The sequence below is a fragment of the Nonlabens arenilitoris genome (assembly GCF_002954765.1).
GTDB lineage: Bacteria > Bacteroidota > Bacteroidia > Flavobacteriales > Flavobacteriaceae > Nonlabens > Nonlabens arenilitoris.
Window position 1 is genome coordinate 1912567 of sequence record NZ_MTPW01000001.1, and the last position, 22279, is coordinate 1934845.

Here is a 22279-nt window from a genome sequence, read left to right on the forward strand (position 1 = left end):
TTGTCTTTTTCATTTATTCTAATTTTATTTTCAAGTAATTTATTGTATGCCGATGGTACCAAACAGGTAACTCCTTCTGCTACAGGTGTTGAGCCTACTAATGGAACAGCTCTTTATATTACTAATAGTATTAGAGGTTCTTATTTCAATGCGCCCAATTCTAATAGGATAAGATTCACAATTGCTGATAATGCGACTGAAAATTTCTATTTCGGTGTTCATTCTTTGCAACGTCTGGAAGCTGCAAATAATCCAGCTTTGGGTCGTTTTACATATTATCGAATTTATGATGAATCGAATACGTTAGTTCAGCAAGGAAGATTTAATGATGGTTCCGCAAATGATACGGATCCATCTGCTGGCGATTTAGGGTATATCGATACGTATTTAGAGGCGTTCAATGGTCCTAATGGAATAGGTGGTGTTACAAATGGTTATAATCCATTTGTTTTTGATCCAGCTACTAATGGTGACTTTTATATTGAGATTTACGTAAGTACCGATGGTGGTGCGACACCTTTTGTCTTTCCAAGTGGAAATGAGTTGAATTTTTTCATGCCTTATTTTGACTTTACGGTGGGAACAATTGCTGGTCCGATCTTAGGACGAGTGTGGTCTGATAAATGGAGTTTTATAGCTTATCTTTTTGACGATGCAGATCAGAATGCGGGTACTCCAGATGTAATCACACCTAGTTTGGATGCGTCTGTTGAAGGTGAGTTTTTTGCATTTACTGACGATGGTGTGATTGTTAAGGTTGATTTTGCTTCTGATTTTCGACCTTTGGCTTATGAGTTGTCTATGAATAGATTTGGTGTCGTTGAAGATGATACCGATCCAGCTAATGACTTTCTTACTTCTAGAATGTCTACTAATAGACCGTCTAGTACCTCGCCTGGACTTAATAATGGTTATAAAGTTTTTATTACTTCACCTGATCAAAATGTTTTTGTTCCAACTGCTGTTGCTGCCCCAGTGGTGACTGGTAATATATTAGGGTGTCCAGGGGCGTATTATATACCTTATAAGTTAGATGCTGCTGGTGATATTGCAATACTTTTAGATTTAAATGGTATTGCTGGGTATCAACCAAATACTGCAGATGTTGTTGTTGAATCTTTTGAAGAACAGCCTGGTGATAAAGTTTTGTTTTGGGATGGTGTCGATGGTAATGGTACTGTTGTGTCTGAAAATACAAGTGTAAGTGTAACGGTAACTACTTTTAGAGGTCGTACTAATTTACCAATGTATGATGCGGAATTCAATGTAGATGGATTGTCAATTGAGGCTATCGCTCCTGCTTTTTCAACTCAAAGCTTATATTGGGATGATTCGGGTCTTGCCGCTTTTGGATCATGTAATGATGTAAATGATAGTAATGGTAATAATATTACTGTAGGTTCTTATCAGAGAGTGGATTTGTTAGATCCATTATTAGGCCCTACTCATGGTTGGAACGGTTCTAATCCTGATCAAAATGTTCCTGCTGCTTCTGGCGGTCTAGGGAGTGATACTGTTTTACTTTGTGATGATTATGGGAATGATCGTGTAATAAATACTTGGTTTTATGGCTATGTTCAAGAATCTAATCCAGTTTCCTTAAGATTGCCTTCTTGTGATAAGGATGGTGATGGAATTGATGATAGTGTTGATATTGATGATGATAATGATGGTATTGCTGATGTTGACGAACTTTTTGGTGTATCTGGTGGAGATCCTTTAGGAGATGATGATGGTGATGGTCTATTTAACTACTTCGACCCTACCACTGGACCTGGCGATGATGGGCCAGCTAATCCTAATTTTGTAGATGTTAATGGTGACGGCGTTAGTGACCAATATGATGTTGATGGAGATGGTGTTATAGATCAATTTGATTTAGATTCAGATGGTGACGGTATTCCAGATAATAACGAGGCTCAAGGCACCCAGGATTTTACCTCTCAAGGTAGTGTGGTTGATTCTGATAATGATGGACTAGTTAATACATATGATAATGGTGCTACAGGGCTTTCGCCAGTAGATACTGATTCAGATGGGATACCTGATTATAAAGATACAGATAGTGATAATGATGGTGTTGTTGATACAACTGAAGCAGGGCTTACTTTGATTAATGCCGATTTAGATAATGACGGTCTTGATGATGCTGTTGATAGTACTTCTAATGATTACTTAGATCCGGATGGGACGATAAATAATACTTCTGGTTTACCAGATTCTGACGGTGATGTGAATGGAGGTGGAGATGTTGATTTTAGAGATACGGAATCTTCTATTGATTCTGATGGTGATGGAATATTTGATGAGGCAGATCTTGATGATGATAATGATGGTATTTTGGATTCTGTCGAATGTTTAACGCCTTCAACTGTTGTTGGTCCTTTGAACGCAGGTAATACTTCTTTCAATTTTACAGGGACAGGTGGAAATAATGATGCAAATTTAGATTTTATAACTATTAATGGAATTCAGTATTCTGAGTTTATTCTTCCAGACTCTTATGAAGAGAGTTTTTCAACAACAAGTGATAATGTAGTTTATAAAGTGTTGAATAATGTTTCTGGTCAGGGCGATGGTCCGGCTGGTGCTAATATTTCCAATCCTAATTGGAACGATATAATATTAAGCTCATTCAGAGATCCTAATTTTAATCATTTTCAAGGGCTTTCGGGAGCTGTGCTTGATTCTGATTTTTATACTCTAACTTATGATGTTCCAGTTGTTGTTTCAGGAGATTCTTTTTTACTAGTTTCAGAACGTGATGGAAATAATGCGTTTGATATTCAATTTTTTGATACTGCTGGCGTGCTTATTGGAAGTACACTGAATGTAGCTGTTACTGATTATATTAATTCAGGTTTAAATACTTCTGTTGGTCAGCCTATTACTATTGCAGCATTCCCTCTTTCTGATATTGCACCTTCAGGTGCTGTAATTAAAACGATACAAGTGTCACCAGCAGCTAATGGTGATGGAGGAGATGGTAAGGTGTTTATTGTTTCTGAAGCATTTCAGTGTAATGATAGTGATGGTGATGGGGTCATAGATAGTCTAGATTTAGATTCTGACAATGATGGGATTTACGATGCAGTAGAGGCCGGTCATGATCAAGTTAATGCAAATGGCCAATTGACGGGTCCAGTTGGCATGGATGGTGTTCCTGATAGTGTTCAAAACACTGGTGACGAGGATAGTGGTTTAGTAAATTATACTTTAGCAAATTCTGATAGCTTAGATAGTCCTGACTATTTAGATACAGATTCTGATAATGATGGATGTTCTGATGCTAATGAGGCGTATAATGATTCCTCAGCAGATGGTGGCGACTCTGGTGAATATGGTGCAGATCCAGCGACTGTAAATCCTGTTAATGGTTTAGTCGTTGCTGCGTCTTATGCAACCAATACTCCTCAAGACATTGATGGAAATGGTACTGCAGATTATAAAGAGGCAGGTCCTGATTTAAATAATGACGGTGTTTCAGATGCTTGTTTCCCTCCTGTTGATACGGATGGTGATGGAGTTTTTGATAATTTAGATATTGATGATGACAACGATGGTATTTTAGATGCTGTTGAGTCTCAAGGTCTTGGTGATCCTTCGGTAGACTCTGATGGTGATGGTATACTTAACTATCAAGATTCTGATTTCTGTAGCCTTAATGCTGATGGTGTCTGTACAGTTCTAGATCCAGACAATGATGGGGTTCCTAATCATTTAGATTTAGACTCAGACGGTGATGGAATTCCAGATAATAATGAAGCCCAATCTACCGGTGATTATACGGCACCTTTGGATTCAAATGGTGATGATGTTCCTGATGTCACAGCCAATGGTCTTCCTGTCACATATGATTACGGTGAAGAGCAAGGTATTTTGCCTGTAAATACTGATAATGTTGATAATCCTGACTATTTAGATCTTAACTCAGATAATCAAGGTTCTGATGATACTACTGAGGCTGCTCTTGTGCTTGCAAATAATGATGCAGACGGTGATGGACTTGATGATAATATTGATACTACTTCAGGTTACGGTGATCCTAATGGGACAATTAATTTAACCTCACAATTACCGGATACAGATGATGATTTAACTGAAGGAGGAAATGTAGATTTTAGAGATAGGACTTCTCCAGATGATGCTGATGGTGATGGTGTAAAAGATAAAGAGGATCGCGACGATGATAATGATGGTATTGATGATGTTACCGAAGGTTATGGTTTCTTCCCTGATTTTGAAAATGGCGGCGCAAATTGTACCGGTCAAGCTTATAATTTTACAGGAGGAACGTTAATTTCTGGTACAGCTGGTACTGTTGGTGCACAATATAGATTTAATACAACTACTGTAGGTATTGATGCAATTATTCAGATAACGCAACGCAGTACCGGTGTAACACTTAATAATATTGATACTAATGCTACAGATAACCTAGCTTGGCAGCCTGTATTAAATTATGCAAACGGTTCTACAGGAGATTTAACGATGTCATTCCAGGTAAGATTTGTAAATGCAGGAACTACTACACCGGCCGTTGTAAATAGGGTTGGTGGATTTATTCAAGATATTGATAGTAACGGTAATGGTACGGTACGTGAATTCTATCGCTTGCAAAATCTTGTTGGATATAGTATCGGTAATCCTACTCGCGTAGTTGCTCAAGAACTGCCAGCAGGTGTAATTCAATTAAGAGCTGATGGTTCTGGTAGTGCGCCTATTGAACCTATTGATATAGATAACAGGTATAGAGTTTTCTTTCAAAAAAGAGAAGTATCTCAATTTAGTTTTACCATAGGGGTAACTAAGAATACAACGGCAGCGTCTCAACGTTTTTACAGCGTTCGATTTGATGAATGTCGTATAAATTTATATAACGATCCCTCTCATTCTTTCGTAGATGCTCCAGATACTGATGGGGATTTAATACCAGACTATTTGGATTCTGATGCAGATGGTGATGGTTGTAATGATACCTTAGAGGCAGGTTATATTGATGCTTTCGCGAATGCAGATAGAGATGGCATTTTAGGTAATTCAGCACCAGAGACTGTAGATGGAAATGGATTAGTTACGTCAGGAGAAGGTTCTGAGGGTTATTCTGAACCAAATGACGTCGATAATAACGGTGTCTATGATTTTCTTGAGGCCTCATATTCAATGGCCTGTGATGATAATGATAATGATGGAATAGTGGATTCTATTGATATTGATGACGATAATGATGGTATTTTAGATACGGTAGAGAATGATGGCGTGGACCCATTTGGTGATACTGATAATGATGGAATTTTAAATTTTCAAGACGTAACTCCGGCTAATGATGCAAATGGAGATGGTGTTGTTGATAGTTTTGATACTGATAATGATGGTATCATTAATCAATACGATCAAGATGCTGACAACGATGGAATTCCAGATAATGTTGAAGGGCAAACAACTTCAGGTTATATAGCTCCTAGTGGTGTAGATAGTGACTTTAATGGATTAGATGACGTATATGAGTCAACGCCTGGTAGTGGTGATGGAGTGACTCCGGTTAATACAGATGCGTTAGATTCTCCAGATTATCTTGATGATGATTCAGATAATGATAATGTACCCGATTCTACTGAAGGTTTTGATATCAACAATGATGGTGCTCCTGATACTTTTCCTAGTGGAAATGATGTAGATAATGACGGTCTAGATGATGCTTTTGATAGTGACTTGACAGGTTATGGTGATCCTAATGGTATGCCTACTGTATCTGATCCAGGATCAGAACTTAATAATACGGATGGTACAGATGAACCAGATTATAGAGATCAGGATGATGATAATGATGGTCTTCCAACTGTAGGTGCCGGTGAGGATGCTAATAACGATGGGGACCCTACTAATGATGATGATGACTTAGATGGTATACCTAATTACCTAGATTTTCAAGATACGGATGGTGATGGTGTGCCTGATAGTGTAGATATTGACGATGATAATGATGGTATCATTGATACGGTAGAAGGTTGTGGTAATTTAATTATTAATGGGAATTTTGAAGATCAAGATTTTTCAAGTCTTACAGAATTTCCTAATACTACTAATACAGATGCATCAGGTACCTTCATAGGTACAAATCTTAACACTAACACATTAAAAGGTTGGGATTACACTCAAAATTTAGATGGATGGATAGGCAATGAATCTCCAGTTTGGTCTTCAAATAATTTTGCTAGTGCTTATAATGGAAACCAGTATGTTGATGTTTTAGGAAATAACAGTTTGTCAGGTGGTGTTAATAATGTTTTATCTCAAACTATTAATACTGAACCTGGAACAACATATACTTTATCTTTCTTATGGGGTGAAGATGTAGGGCATGCAACTGGACAGGATGTTACATTGGATGTAGGATTGGTGGATTCATCAAATAATGTGATTTTCAGTCAAACCTTAACTGCAATTGCTCAAGGTGAAGTTTCTGGGGTTATTGGTGCCAAAGCTTGGTATTATTTCACTCAAACTTTTACTGCAACTACAGCACAAACTACATTGCGATTTGAGGCAACGCCTCCTTCAGGAAGAACTGCAGATGGTGCTAATATTGATTTTGTTAGTATAACAAAAAATACTTGTACAGATTCTGATAACGATGGTATCCCAGATAGCTTAGACTTAGATGCTGACAATGATGGTATTCCAGATAACGTAGAAGCACAAACCACACCAGGTTACATAGCACCAGATGGTGTAGATAGTGACATGAATGGATTGGATGATGCTTATGAGACGACTCCAGGAAGTGGAGAAGGAATCACACCGGAGAACACAGATGGTGTAGACGAGCCAGATTACTTAGACGATGACAGTGATAATGACGGAGTAATAGATGCTATAGAAGGTTTTGATGTAGACAATGATGGAGTAGCAGACACAGTGCCAAGTGGTAATGACGTAGATAACGATGGATTAGATGATGCCTTTGATGGAGACACGACCGGTTATGGCGATCCAAACGGAACACCAACGACTACGGATCCAGCAACAGATCTGAATAATACAGATGGTACAGATGAGCCAGATTACAGAGATACGGACGATGATAATGATTTAATACCAACGGCAAATGAGATTCCAGATGCAGATGGAAACGGAACACCAGATTACTTGGAGATTCCAGACAATGATGGCGATGGTATCAATGACTTAGTAGATATCGATGATGATAACGATGGTATCTTAGATACGGTAGAGAATGGTGGAGTAGATCCACTAGGCGATGATGACAATGATGGTATTTTGAACTACCAAGATGTTACAGCGACTAATGATGCTAATGGCGATGGCGTAGTAGACAGTTTTGATAGTGATAATGACGGTATTATCGATCAGTTCGATCAAGATGCTGATAATGATGGTATTCCAGATAACGTAGAAGGCCAAGACACACCAGGTTACATAGCACCAGATGGTGTAGATAGTGACATGAATGGATTGGATGATGCTTATGAGACGACTCCAGGAAGTGGAGAAGGAATCACACCAGAGAACACAGATGGTGTAGACGAGCCAGATTACTTAGATGATGACAGTGATAATGATGGCGTAAGCGATCGTATCGAAGGAGATGATGTAGATAATGATGGAGTAGCAGATACTACTGAATTAGGTGATACTGATGGCGATGGTATTGATGATGCCTTTGACCCAGCTAATGCGACAGACCCATACAGCGATCCAAGTGGAGCTACAGTAGATATGGATCCAGCAACTGAGTTGAACAATACGGATGGTACAGATGAGCCAGATTACAGAGATACGGACGATGATAACGATTTAATACCAACGGTAAATGAGATTCCAGATGCAGATGGAAACGGAACACCAGATTACTTGGAGATTCCAGACAATGATGGCGATGGTATCAATGACTTAGTAGATATCGATGATGATAACGATGGTATCTTAGATACGGTAGAGAATGGTGGAGTAGATCCACTAGGCGATGATGACAATGATGGTATTTTAAACTACCAAGATGTTACAGCGACTAATGATGCTAATGGCGATGGCGTAGTAGACAGTTTTGATAGTGATAATGACGGTATTATCGATCAGTTCGATCAAGATGCTGATAATGATGGTATTCCAGATAACGTAGAAGCACAAACCACACCAGGTTACATAGCACCAGATGGTGTAGATAGTGACATGAATGGATTGGATGATGCTTATGAGACGACTCCAGGAAGTGGAGAAGGAATCACACCAGAGAACACAGATGGAGCAGATGAGCCAGATTACTTAGATGATGACAGTGATAATGACGGAGTAATAGATGCTATAGAAGGTTTTGATGTAGACAATGATGGAGTAGCTGACACGGTACCAAGTGGTAACGATGTAGATAACGACGGATTAGACGATGCCTTTGATGGAGACACGACCGGTTATGGCGATCCAAACGGAACACCAACGACTACGGATCCAGCAATGGATCTGAATAATACAGATGGTACAGATGAGCCAGATTACAGAGATACTGATGATGATAATGATTTAATACCAACGGCAAATGAGATTCCAGATGCAGATGGAAACGGAACACCAGATTACTTGGAGATTCCAGACAATGATGGCGATGGTATCAATGACTTAGTAGATATCGATGATGATAACGATGGTATCTTAGATACGGTAGAGAATGGTGGAGTAGATCCACTAGGCGATGATGACAATGATGGTATTTTAAACTACCAAGATGTTACAGCGACTAATGATGCTAATGGCGATGGCGTAGTAGACAGTTTTGATAGTGATAATGACGGTATTATCGATCAGTTCGATCAAGATGCTGATAATGATGGTATTCCAGATAACGTAGAAGCACAAACCACACTAGGTTACATAGCACCAGATGGTGTAGATAGTGACATGAATGGATTGGATGATGCTTATGAGACGACTCCAGGAAGTGGAGAAGGAATCACACCAGAGAACACAGATGGTGTAGACGAGCCAGATTACTTAGATGATGACAGTGATAATGATGGCGTAAGCGATCGTATCGAAGGAGATGATGTAGATAATGATGGAGTAGCAGATACTACTGAATTAGGTGATACTGATGGCGATGGTATTGATGATGCCTTTGACCCAGCTAATGCGACAGACCCATACAGCGATCCAAGTGGAGCTACAGTAGATATGGATCCAGCAACTGAGTTGAACAATACGGATGGTACAGATGAGCCAGATTACAGAGATACGGACGATGATAACGATTTAATACCAACGGCAAATGAGATTCCAGATGCAGATGGAAACGGAACACCAGATTACTTGGAGATTCCAGACAATGATGGCGATGGTATCAATGACTTAGTAGATATCGATGATGATAATGATGGTATCTTAGATACGGTAGAGAATGGTGGAGTAGATCCACTAGGCGATGATGACAATGATGGTATTTTGAACTACCAAGATGTTACAGCGACTAATGATGCTAATGGCGATGGCGTAGTAGACAGTTTTGATAGTGATAATGACGGTATTATCGATCAGTTCGATCAAGATGCTGATAATGATGGTATTCCAGATAACGTAGAAGCACAAACCACACCAGGTTACATAGCACCAGATGGTGTAGATAGTGACATGAATGGATTGGATGATGCTTATGAGACGACTCCAGGAAGTGGAGAAGGAATCACACCGGAGAACACAGATGGTGTAGACGAGCCAGATTACTTAGACGATGACAGTGATAATGACGGAGTAATAGATGCTATAGAAGGTTTTGATGTAGACAATGATGGAGTAGCAGACACAGTGCCAAGTGGTAATGACGTAGATAACGATGGATTAGATGATGCCTTTGATGGAGACACGACCGGTTATGGCGATCCAAACGGAACACCAACGACTACGGATCCAGCAACAGATCTGAATAATACAGATGGTACAGATGAGCCAGATTACAGAGATACGGACGATGATAATGATTTAATACCAACGGCAAATGAGATTCCAGATGCAGATGGAAACGGAACACCAGATTACTTGGAGATTCCAGACAATGATGGCGATGGTATCAATGACTTAGTAGATATCGATGATGATAACGATGGTATCTTAGATACGGTAGAGAATGGTGGAGTAGATCCACTAGGCGATGATGACAATGATGGTATTTTGAACTACCAAGATGTTACACCAGCCAATGATGCTAATGGCGATGGCGTAGTAGACAGTTTTGATAGTGATGGTGATGGTATTATCGATCAGTTCGATCAAGATGCTGACAATGATGGTATTCCAGATAACGTAGAAGGCCAAGACACACCAGGTTACACAGCACCAGATGGTGTAGATAGTGACATGAATGGATTGGATGATGCTTATGAGACGACTCCAGGAAGTGGAGAAGGAATCACACCAGAGAACACAGATGGAGCAGATGAGCCAGATTACTTAGATGATGACAGTGATAATGACGGAGTAATAGATGCTATAGAAGGTTTTGATGTAGACAATGATGGAGTAGCTGACACGGTACCAAGTGGTAACGATGTAGATAACGACGGATTAGACGATGCCTTTGATGGAGACACGACCGGTTATGGCGATCCAAACGGAACACCAACGACTACGGATCCAGCAATGGATCTGAATAATACGGATGGTACAGATGAGCCAGATTACAGAGATACTGATGATGATAATGATTTAATACCAACGGCAAATGAGATTCCAGATGCAGATGGAAACGGAACACCAGATTACTTGGAGATTCCAGACAATGATGGCGATGGTGTCAATGACTTAGTAGATATCGATGATGATAACGATGGTATCTTAGATACGGTAGAGAATGGTGGAGTAGATCCACTAGGCGATGATGACAATGATGGTATTTTGAACTACCAAGATGTTACACCAGCCAATGATGCTAATGGCGATGGCGTAGTAGACAGTTTTGATAGTGATGGTGATGGTATTATCGATCAGTTCGATCAAGATGCTGACAATGATGGTATTCCAGATAACGTAGAAGGCCAAGACACACCAGGTTACACAGCACCAGATGGTGTAGATAGTGACATGAATGGATTGGATGATGCTTATGAGACGACTCCAGGAAGTGGAGAAGGAATCACACCAGAGAACACAGATGGAGCAGATGAGCCAGATTACTTAGATGATGACAGTGATAATGACGGAGTAATAGATGCTATAGAAGGTTTTGATGTAGACAATGATGGAGTAGCTGACACGGTACCAAGTGGTAACGATGTAGATAACGACGGATTAGACGATGCCTTTGATGGAGACACGACCGGTTATGGTGATCCAAACGGAACACCAACGACTACGGATCCAGCAATGGATCTGAATAATACGGATGGTACAGATGAGCCAGATTACAGAGATACGGACGATGATAACGATTTAATACCAACGGTAAATGAGATTCCAGATGCAGATGGAAACGGAACACCAGATTACTTGGAGATTCCAGACAATGATGGCGATGGTATCAATGACTTAGTAGATATCGATGATGATAACGATGGTATCTTAGATACGGTAGAGAATGGTGGAGTAGATCCACTAGGCGATGATGACAATGATGGTATTTTAAACTACCAAGATGTTACAGCGACTAATGATGCTAATGGCGATGGCGTAGTAGACAGTTTTGATAGTGATAATGACGGTATTATCGATCAGTTCGATCAAGATGCTGATAATGATGGTATTCCAGATAACGTAGAAGCACAAACCACACCAGGTTACATAGCACCAGATGGTGTAGATAGTGACATGAATGGATTGGATGATGCTTATGAGACGACTCCAGGAAGTGGAGAAGGAATCACACCAGAGAACACAGATGGAGCAGATGAGCCAGATTACTTAGATGATGACAGTGATAATGACGGAGTAATAGATGCTATAGAAGGTTTTGATGTAGACAATGATGGAGTAGCTGACACGGTACCAAGTGGTAACGATGTAGATAACGACGGATTAGACGATGCCTTTGATGGAGACACGACCGGTTATGGTGATCCAAACGGAACACCAACGACTACGGATCCAGCAATGGATCTGAATAATACAGATGGTACAGATGAGCCAGATTACAGAGATACTGATGATGATAATGATTTAATACCAACGGCAAATGAGATTCCAGATGCAGATGGAAACGGAACACCAGATTACTTGGAGATTCCAGACAATGATGGCGATGGTATCAATGACTTAGTAGATATCGATGATGATAACGATGGTATCTTAGATACGGTAGAGAATGGTGGAGTAGATCCACTAGGCGATGATGACAATGATGGTATTTTGAACTACCAAGATGTTACACCAGCCAATGATGCTAATGGCGATGGCGTAGTAGACAGTTTTGATAGTGATGGTGATGGTATTATCGATCAGTTCGATCAAGATGCTGACAATGATGGTATTCCAGATAACGTAGAAGCACAAACCACACCAGGTTACATAGCACCAGATGGTGTAGATAGTGACATGAATGGATTGGATGATGCTTATGAGACGACTCCAGGAAGTGGAGAAGGAATCACACCAGAGAACACAGATGGAGCAGATGAGCCAGATTACTTAGATGATGACAGTGATAATGACGGAGTAATAGATGCTATAGAAGGTTTTGATGTAGACAATGATGGAGTAGCTGACACGGTACCAAGTGGTAACGATGTAGATAACGACGGATTAGACGATGCCTTTGATGGAGACACGACCGGTTATGGTGATCCAAACGGAACACCAACGACTACGGATCCAGCAATGGATCTGAATAATACAGATGGTACAGATGAGCCAGATTACAGAGATACGGACGATGATAACGATTTAATACCAACGGCAAATGAGATTCCAGATGCAGATGGAAACGGAACACCAGATTACTTGGAGATTCCAGACAATGATGGCGATGGTATCAATGACTTAGTAGATATCGATGATGATAATGATGGTATCTTAGATACGGTAGAGAATGGTGGAGTAGAACCACTAGGCGATGATGACAATGATGGTATTTTGAACTACCAAGATGTTACAGCGACTAATGATGCTAATGGCGATGGCGTAGTAGACAGTTTTGATAGTGATAATGACGGTATTATCGATCAGTTCGATCAAGATGCTGATAATGATGGTATTCCAGATAACGTAGAAGCACAAACCACACCAGGTTACATAGCACCAGATGGTGTAGATAGTGACATGAATGGATTGGATGATGCTTATGAGACGACTCCAGGAAGTGGAGAAGGAATCACACCGGAGAACACAGATGGTGTAGACGAGCCAGATTACTTAGACGATGACAGTGATAATGACGGAGTAATAGATGCTATAGAAGGTTTTGATGTAGACAATGATGGAGTAGCAGACACAGTGCCAAGTGGTAATGACGTAGATAACGATGGATTAGATGATGCCTTTGATGGAGACACGACCGGTTATGGCGATCCAAACGGAACACCAACGACTACGGATCCAGCAACAGCTCTGAATAATACAGATGGTACAGATGAGCCAGATTACAGAGATACGGACGATGATAATGATTTAATACCAACGGCAAATGAGATTCCAGATGCAGATGGAAACGGAACACCAGATTACTTGGAGATTCCAGACAATGATGGCGATGGTATCAATGACTTAGTAGATATCGATGATGATAACGATGGTATCTTAGATACGGTAGAGAATGGTGGAGTAGATCCACTAGGCGATGATGACAATGATGGTATTTTGAACTACCAAGATGTTACACCAGCCAATGATGCTAATGGCGATGGCGTAGTAGACAGTTTTGATAGTGATGGTGATGGTATTATCGATCAGTTCGATCAAGATGCTGACAATGATGGTATTCCAGATAACGTAGAAGGCCAAGACACACCAGGTTACACAGCACCAGATGGTGTAGATAGTGACATGAATGGATTGGATGATGCTTATGAGACGACTCCAGGAAGTGGAGAAGGAATCACACCAGAGAACACAGATGGTGTAGACGAGCCAGATTACTTAGATGATGACAGTGATAATGATGGCGTAAGCGATCGTATCGAAGGAGATGATGTAGATAATGATGGAGTAGCAGATACTACTGAATTAGGTGATACTGATGGCGATGGTATTGATGATGCCTTTGACCCAGCTAATGCGACAGACCCATACAGCGATCCAAGTGGAGCTACAGTAGATATGGATCCAGCAACTGAGTTGAACAATACGGATGGTACAGATGAGCCAGATTACAGAGATACTGATGATGATAATGATTTAATACCAACGGCAAATGAGATTCCAGATGCAGATGGAAACGGAACACCAGATTACTTGGAGATTCCAGACAATGATGGCGATGGTGTCAATGACTTAGTAGATATCGATGATGATAACGATGGTATCTTAGATACGGTAGAGAATGGTGGAGTAGATCCACTAGGCGATGATGACAATGATGGTATTTTGAACTACCAAGATGTTACACCAGCCAATGATGCTAATGGCGATGGCGTAGTAGACAGTTTTGATAGTGATAATGATGGTATTATCGATCAGTTCGATCAAGATGCTGACAATGATGGTATTCCAGATAACGTAGAAGGCCAAGACACACCAGGTTACACAGCACCAGATGGTGTAGATAGTGACATGAATGGATTGGATGATGCTTATGAGACGACTCCAGGAAGTGGAGAAGGAATCACACCAGAGAACACAGATGGAGCGGACGATCCAGATTACTTAGATGATGACAGTGATAATGACGGAGTAATAGATGCTATAGAAGGTTTTGATGTAGACAATGATGGAGTAGCTGACACGGTACCAAGTGGTAACGATGTAGATAACGACGGATTAGACGATGCCTTTGATGGAGACACGACCGGTTATGGTGATCCAAACGGAACACCAACGACTACGGATCCAGCAATGGATCTGAATAATACGGATGGTACAGATGAGCCAGATTACAGAGATACTGATGATGATAATGATTTAATACCAACGGCAAATGAGATTCCAGATGCAGATGGAAACGGAACACCAGATTACTTGGAGATTCCAGACAATGATGGCGATGGTATCAATGACTTAGTAGATATCGATGATGATAATGATGGTATCTTAGATACGGTAGAGAATGGTGGAGTAGATCCACTAGGCGATGATGACAATGATGGTATTTTGAACTACCAAGATGTTACAGCGACTAATGATGCTAATGGCGATGGCGTAGTAGACAGTTTTGATAGTGATAATGACGGTATTATCGATCAGTTCGATCAAGATGCTGATAATGATGGTATTCCAGATAACGTAGAAGCACAAACCACACCAGGTTACATAGCACCAGATGGTGTAGATAGTGACATGAATGGATTGGATGATGCTTATGAGACGACTCCAGGAAGTGGAGAAGGAATCACACCGGAGAACACAGATGGTGTAGACGAGCCAGATTACTTAGACGATGACAGTGATAATGACGGAGTAATAGATGCTATAGAAGGTTTTGATGTAGACAATGATGGAGTAGCAGACACAGTGCCAAGTGGTAATGACGTAGATAACGATGGATTAGATGATGCCTTTGATGGAGACACGACCGGTTATGGCGATCCAAACGGAACACCAACGACTACGGATCCAGCAACAGATCTGAATAATACAGATGGTACAGATGAGCCAGATTACAGAGATACGGACGATGATAATGATTTAATACCAACGGCAAATGAGATTCCAGATGCAGATGGAAACGGAACACCAGATTACTTGGAGATTCCAGACAATGATGGCGATGGTATCAATGACTTAGTAGATATCGATGATGATAACGATGGTATCTTAGATACGGTAGAGAATGGTGGAGTAGATCCACTAGGCGATGATGACAATGATGGTATTTTGAACTACCAAGATGTTACACCAGCCAATGATGCTAATGGCGATGGCGTAGTAGACAGTTTTGATAGTGATGGTGATGGTATTATCGATCAGTTCGATCAAGATGCTGACAATGATGGTATTCCAGATAACGTAGAAGGCCAAGACACACCAGGTTACACAGCACCAGATGGTGTAGATAGTGACATGAATGGATTGGATGATGCTTATGAGACGACTCCAGGAAGTGGAGAAGGAATCACACCGGAGAACACAGATGGTGTAGACGAGCCAGATTACTTAGACGATGACAGTGATAATGACGGAGTAATAGATGCTATAGAAGGTTTTGATGTAGACAATGATGGAGTAGCAGACACAGTGCCAAGTGGTAATGACGTAGATAACGATGGATTAGATGATGCCTTTGATGGAGACACGACCGGTTATGGTGATCCAAACGGAACACCAACGACTACGGATCCAGCAATGGGTCTGAATAATACGGATGGTACAGATGAGCCAGATTACAGAGATACTGATGATGATAATGATTTAATACCAACGGCAAATGAGATTCCAGATGCAGATGGAAACGGAACACCAGATTACTTGGAGATTCCAGACAATGATGGCGATGGTGTCAATGACTTAGTAGATATCGATGATGATAACGATGGTATCTTAGATACGGTAGAGAATGGTGGAGTAGATCCACTAGGCGATGATGACAATGATGGTATTTTGAACTACCAAGATGTTACACCAGCCAATGATGCTAATGGCGATGGCGTAGTAGACAGTTTTGATAGTGATAATGATGGTATTATCGATCAGTTCGATCAAGATGCTGACAATGATGGTATTCCAGATAACGTAGAAGGCCAAGACACACCAGGTTACACAGCACCAGATGGTGTAGATAGTGACATGAATGGATTGGATGATGCTTATGAGACGACTCCAGGAAGTGGAGAAGGAATCACACCAGAGAACACAGATGGAGCAGATGAGCCAGATTACTTAGATGATGACAGTGATAATGATGGCGTAAGCGATCGTATCGAAGGAGATGATGTAGATAATGATGGAGTAGCAGATACTACTGAATTAGGTGATACCGATGGCGATGGTATTGATGATGCTTTTGACCCAGCTAATGCGACAGACCCATACAGTGATCCAAGTGGAGCTACAGTAGATACGGATCCAGCAACTGAGTTGAACAATACGGATGGTACAGATGAGCCAGATTACAGAGATACTGATGATGATAATGATGGATTCCTGACAACAGACTTGGTTGAAGATACTGACGGTGATGGTGATCCTACTAATGATGATGATGATATGGACGGAACTCCTAATTACTTAGAAGTATTTAATCCTAATATAGTCTTAGTTAAAGATGGAATTTATCAAGACACTAACGGTGACGGTTTAGTGAATTTAGGAGACTCTATAATTTACACATTCACAGTTACTAACACTGGAAACTCTATAATTACTGGTTTAACTATTGATGATATAACTATTTCAGCAATGGCTTTAGCTGTTACACCAGATCCTCTTCTTCCTGGAGTAGCGACAACAGTCAATTACACTTATGCATTAACTCAGCCAGATATAAATGCTGGAGGCGTTACTAACAGTGCAGTAGTTAATGGACTAGATGATGGTTCAGGTAGTCCAATTTCTGATATATCTGATTCTGCAAACCCTGTAGATCAAGATAATGATGGTGATGGCGACTTGACAAATGATCCAACTATTACACCGCTAACTCCTACTCCAGAAATTACTCTTATAAAAACTGGAGTATATGTAGATGTTAACATGAATGGTGTGGTAGATGTTAATGACATGATCACTTATACATTTGAAGTTACAAATTCAGGGACTGTTCAAGTGAATTCTTTAGTTATTAATGATGCTACAGTAGGAGCAGTTAATGTTTCTGTTACTCCATCCACGTTAAACCCTTCTGAAATAGGAGTAGCAACGTTTGATTATACATTGACTCAAGCTGATATTGATAATGGTGAAGTTGTTAACACGGCAACAGCATCAGGTTTAGATTCTTTAGGTGATCCTGTGAGCGATGTATCTGATTCAGGTAACCCAGCAGATGAAACAGGCGCTCCAGATGATGATACTACCACAATACTTCCAGTTGAAGATAGTATCTCATTAACTAAAGCAGCAACCTATGTTGATGCAAATGGTGATGGCTTTATTAATGCAGGAGATACAGTTACTTATAATTTTGTAGTAACTAATACAGGAGATACTACAATCATTAATCCATTGATTGATGATTCACGTATAGGTGTTGCCGGTTTAGTAGTTACGCCTACTAGTTTGGCTCCTGGAGATATGGGTACAGCACAAGTAGTTTATACTATTCTTGCTTCAGATATTACATCTGGACAAATTGATAACAGTGCTATTGTGACTGGGCAGGATCCACAGGGTAATAATGTAACAGACACATCAGATGATCCAACTGTAGGAACAGATATTGATCTTAATGGAGATGGTGAACCAGATGATAGAACTGTATTAGACTTAAGTGAACCTAATCTCGCTTTCGCGAAAACGGATGTATACACCGATACGAATGGTAATGGTATAGTAGATGTTGGTGACATGTTGACTTATACATTTACAGTTACCAATTCAGGGAATACGGTTGTATCTAATCTAACAATAGATGATACCGTAATAGGAGTCTCAAATTTATCAGTTGTACCAGCAACCTTGAATCCTGGTCAAATGGGAACGGCTACTTCTATGTACTTGATAACCCAAGCAGATGTTGATGCAGGAAATGTTACTAACTCTGCAATTGTATCCGGTGATACTGTTGATAGTAATGGAGATCCTTTGGCGCAAGTAACCGATGTCTCTGATGACCCAGCAGATCTTACTGATCTAGATACGGACATGGATGGTGATGCAGAGGATCCTACAATATTTGTTATTACTCCACTTTCTGAAATTGAATTAACTAAAGTTGGTTTGTATGTGGATGTAAATATGGATGGTGTTATAAATGTTGGTGATAGAATTGATTACACATTTACTGTTAATAATACTGGTAATTTAGTTGTTTCAGGAACTGTTGTGGATGATACTACAATTGGAGTTACAGGATTGCTAGTGACGCCAGATCCAATTGATCCTGGGATGGCAGGTACAGCAACTGCATCATATGTACTTTCACAAATGGATATCGATAACGGTGGAGTTACTAATACCGCATTAGCAATCGGTACTACTAATGAAGGTCCAGTAAGTGATGTATCAGATAGTGATAACCCAGCCGATGAGGATAATGATATGGATGGTGATTTAACAAATGATCCAACGATCACACCGTTAACACCAAACGATGATATAACCTTAGTTAAAGGTGGTGTTTATGCAGATACGAATGGAGATGGAGTTATAAGTGTAGGAGATATGATCACATATACATTGACAGCGACCAACACAGGAACGACTACATTGACAGGTGTAACAGTAAGCGATGCTTTATTAGGAGTTGTAGCTCAGGCAACAACACCAGATACGTTATTACCAGGCGAGATGGGAACATTCACAGCAATGTATACAATCACTCAAATGGATATTGATAATGGAGAAGTAGAGAATACTGCGACAACAGATGCAACAAGTCCAAACGGTCCAGTAAGCGATGTGTCAGATAGTGATAACGCAGCCGATGAGGATAATGATATGGATGGTGATTTAACGAATGATCCAACGATCACACCGTTAACACCAAACGATGATATAACCTTAGTTAAAGGTGGTGTTTATGCAGATACGAATGGAGATGGAGTTGTAAGTGTAGGTGATATGATCACATATACATTGACAGCGACCAACACAGGAACGACTACATTGACAGGTGTAACAGTAAGCGATGCTTTATTAGGAGTTGTAGCTCAGGCAACAACACCAGATACGTTATTACCAGGCGAGATGGGAACATTCACAGCAATGTATACAATCACTCAAATGGATATTGATAATGGAGAAGTAGAGAATACTGCGACAACAGATGCAGCAAGTCCAAACGGTCCAGTAAGCGATGTGTCAGATAGTGATAACCCAGCCGATGAGGATAATGATATGGATGGTGATTTAACGAATGATCCAACGATCACACCGTTAACACCAAACGATGATATAACCTTAGTTAAAGGTGGTGTTTATGCAGATACGAATGGAGATGGAGTTGTAAGTGTAGGTGATATGATCACATATACATTGACAGCGACCAACACAGGAACGACTACATTGACAGGTGTAACAGTAAGCGATGCTTTATTAGGAGTTGTAGCTCAGGCAACAACACCAGATACGTTATTACCAGGCGAGATGGGAACATTTACAGCAATGTATACAATCACTCAAATGGATATTGATAATGGAGAAGTAGAGAATACTGCGACAACAGATGCAGCAAGTCCAAACGGTCCAGTAAGCGATGTGTCAGATAGTGATAACCCAGCCGATGAGGATAATGATATGGATGGTGATTTAACGAATGATCCAACGATCACACCGTTAACACCAAACGATGATATAACCTTAGTTAAAGGTGGTGTTTATGCAGATACGAATGGAGATGGAGTTGTAAGTGTAGGTGATATGATCACATATACATTGACAGCGACCAACACAGGAACGACTACATTGACAGGAGTAACAGTAAGCGATGCTTTATTAGGAGTTGTAGCTCAGGCAACAACACCAGATACATTATTACCAGGCGAGATGGGAACATTTACAGCAATGTATACAATCACTCAAATGGATATTGATAATGGAGAAGTAGAGAATACTGCGACAACAGATGCAGCAAGTCCAAACGGTCCAGTAAGCGATGTGTCAGATAGTGATAACCCAGCCGATGAGGATAATGATATGGATGGTGATTTAACGAATGATCCAACGATCACACCGTTAACACCAAACGATGATATAACCTTAGTTAAAGGTGGTGTTTATGCAGATACGAATGGAGATGGAGTTGTAAGTGTAGGTGATATGATCACATATACATTGACAGCGACCAACACAGGAACGACTACATTGACAGGTGTAACAGTAAGCGATGCTTTGTTAGGAGTTGTAGCTCAGGCAACAACACCAGATACGTTATTACCAGGCGAGATGGGAACATTTACAGCAATGTATACAATCACTCAAATGGATATTGATAATGGAGAAGTAGAGAATACTGCGACAACAGATGCAGCAAGTCCAAACGGTCCAGTAAGCGATGTGTCAGATAGTGATAATCCAGCCGATGAGGATAATGATATGGATGGTGATTTAACGAATGATCCAACGATCACACCGTTAACACCAAACGATGATATAACCTTAGTTAAAGGTGGTGTTTATGCAGATACGAATGGAGATGGAGTTATAAGTGTAGGTGATATGATCACATACACATTGACAGCGACCAACACAGGAACGACTACATTGACAGGTGTAACAGTAAGCGATGCTTTATTAGGAGTTGTAGCTCAGGCAACAACACCAGATACGTTATTACCAGGCGAGATGGGAACATTCACAGCAATGTATACAATCACTCAAATGGATATTGATAATGGAGAAGTAGAGAATACTGCGACAACAGATGCAACAAGTCCAAACGGTCCAGTAAGCGATGTGTCAGATAGTGATAACGCAGCCGATGAGGATAATGATATGGATGGTGATTTAACGAATGATCCAACGATCACACCGTTAACACCAAACGATGATATAACCTTAGTTAAAGGTGGTGTTTATGTAGATACGAATGGAGATGGAGTTGTAAGTGTAGGAGATATGATCACATATACATTGACAGCGACCAACACAGGAACGACTACATTGACAGGAGTAACAGTAAGCGATGCTTTATTAGGAGTTGTAGCTCAGGCAACAACACCAGATACATTATTACCAGGCGAGATGGGAACATTCACAGGAATGTATACAATCACTCAAATGGATATTGATAATGGAGAAGTAGAGAATACTGCGACAACAGATGCAACAAGTCCAAACGGTCCAGTAAGCGATGTATCAGATAGTGATAACCCAGCCGATGAGGATAATGATATGGATGGTGATTTAACGAATGATCCAACGATCACACCGTTAACACCAAACGATGATATAACCTTAGTTAAAGGTGGTGTTTATGCAGATACGAATGGAGATGGAGTTGTAAGTGTAGGAGATATGATCACATATACATTGACAGCGACCAACACAGGAACGACTACATTGACAGGTGTAACAGTAAGCGATGCTTTAT

At 40.4% G+C, this 22279-nt stretch carries 1 protein-coding gene (cut by a window edge); it reads left to right on the plus strand.

Going from position 1 to position 22279, the window contains the following annotated elements:
- Positions 1 to 22279, plus strand: the 5' portion of a protein-coding gene (locus BST92_RS08465; protein WP_146105129.1) for a DUF7507 domain-containing protein. Its footprint extends 5006 nt past the window's final position; 22279 of the gene's 27285 nt are visible here — the first part of the coding sequence; it begins with the start codon at positions 1 to 3; its stop codon lies beyond the right edge, outside the window.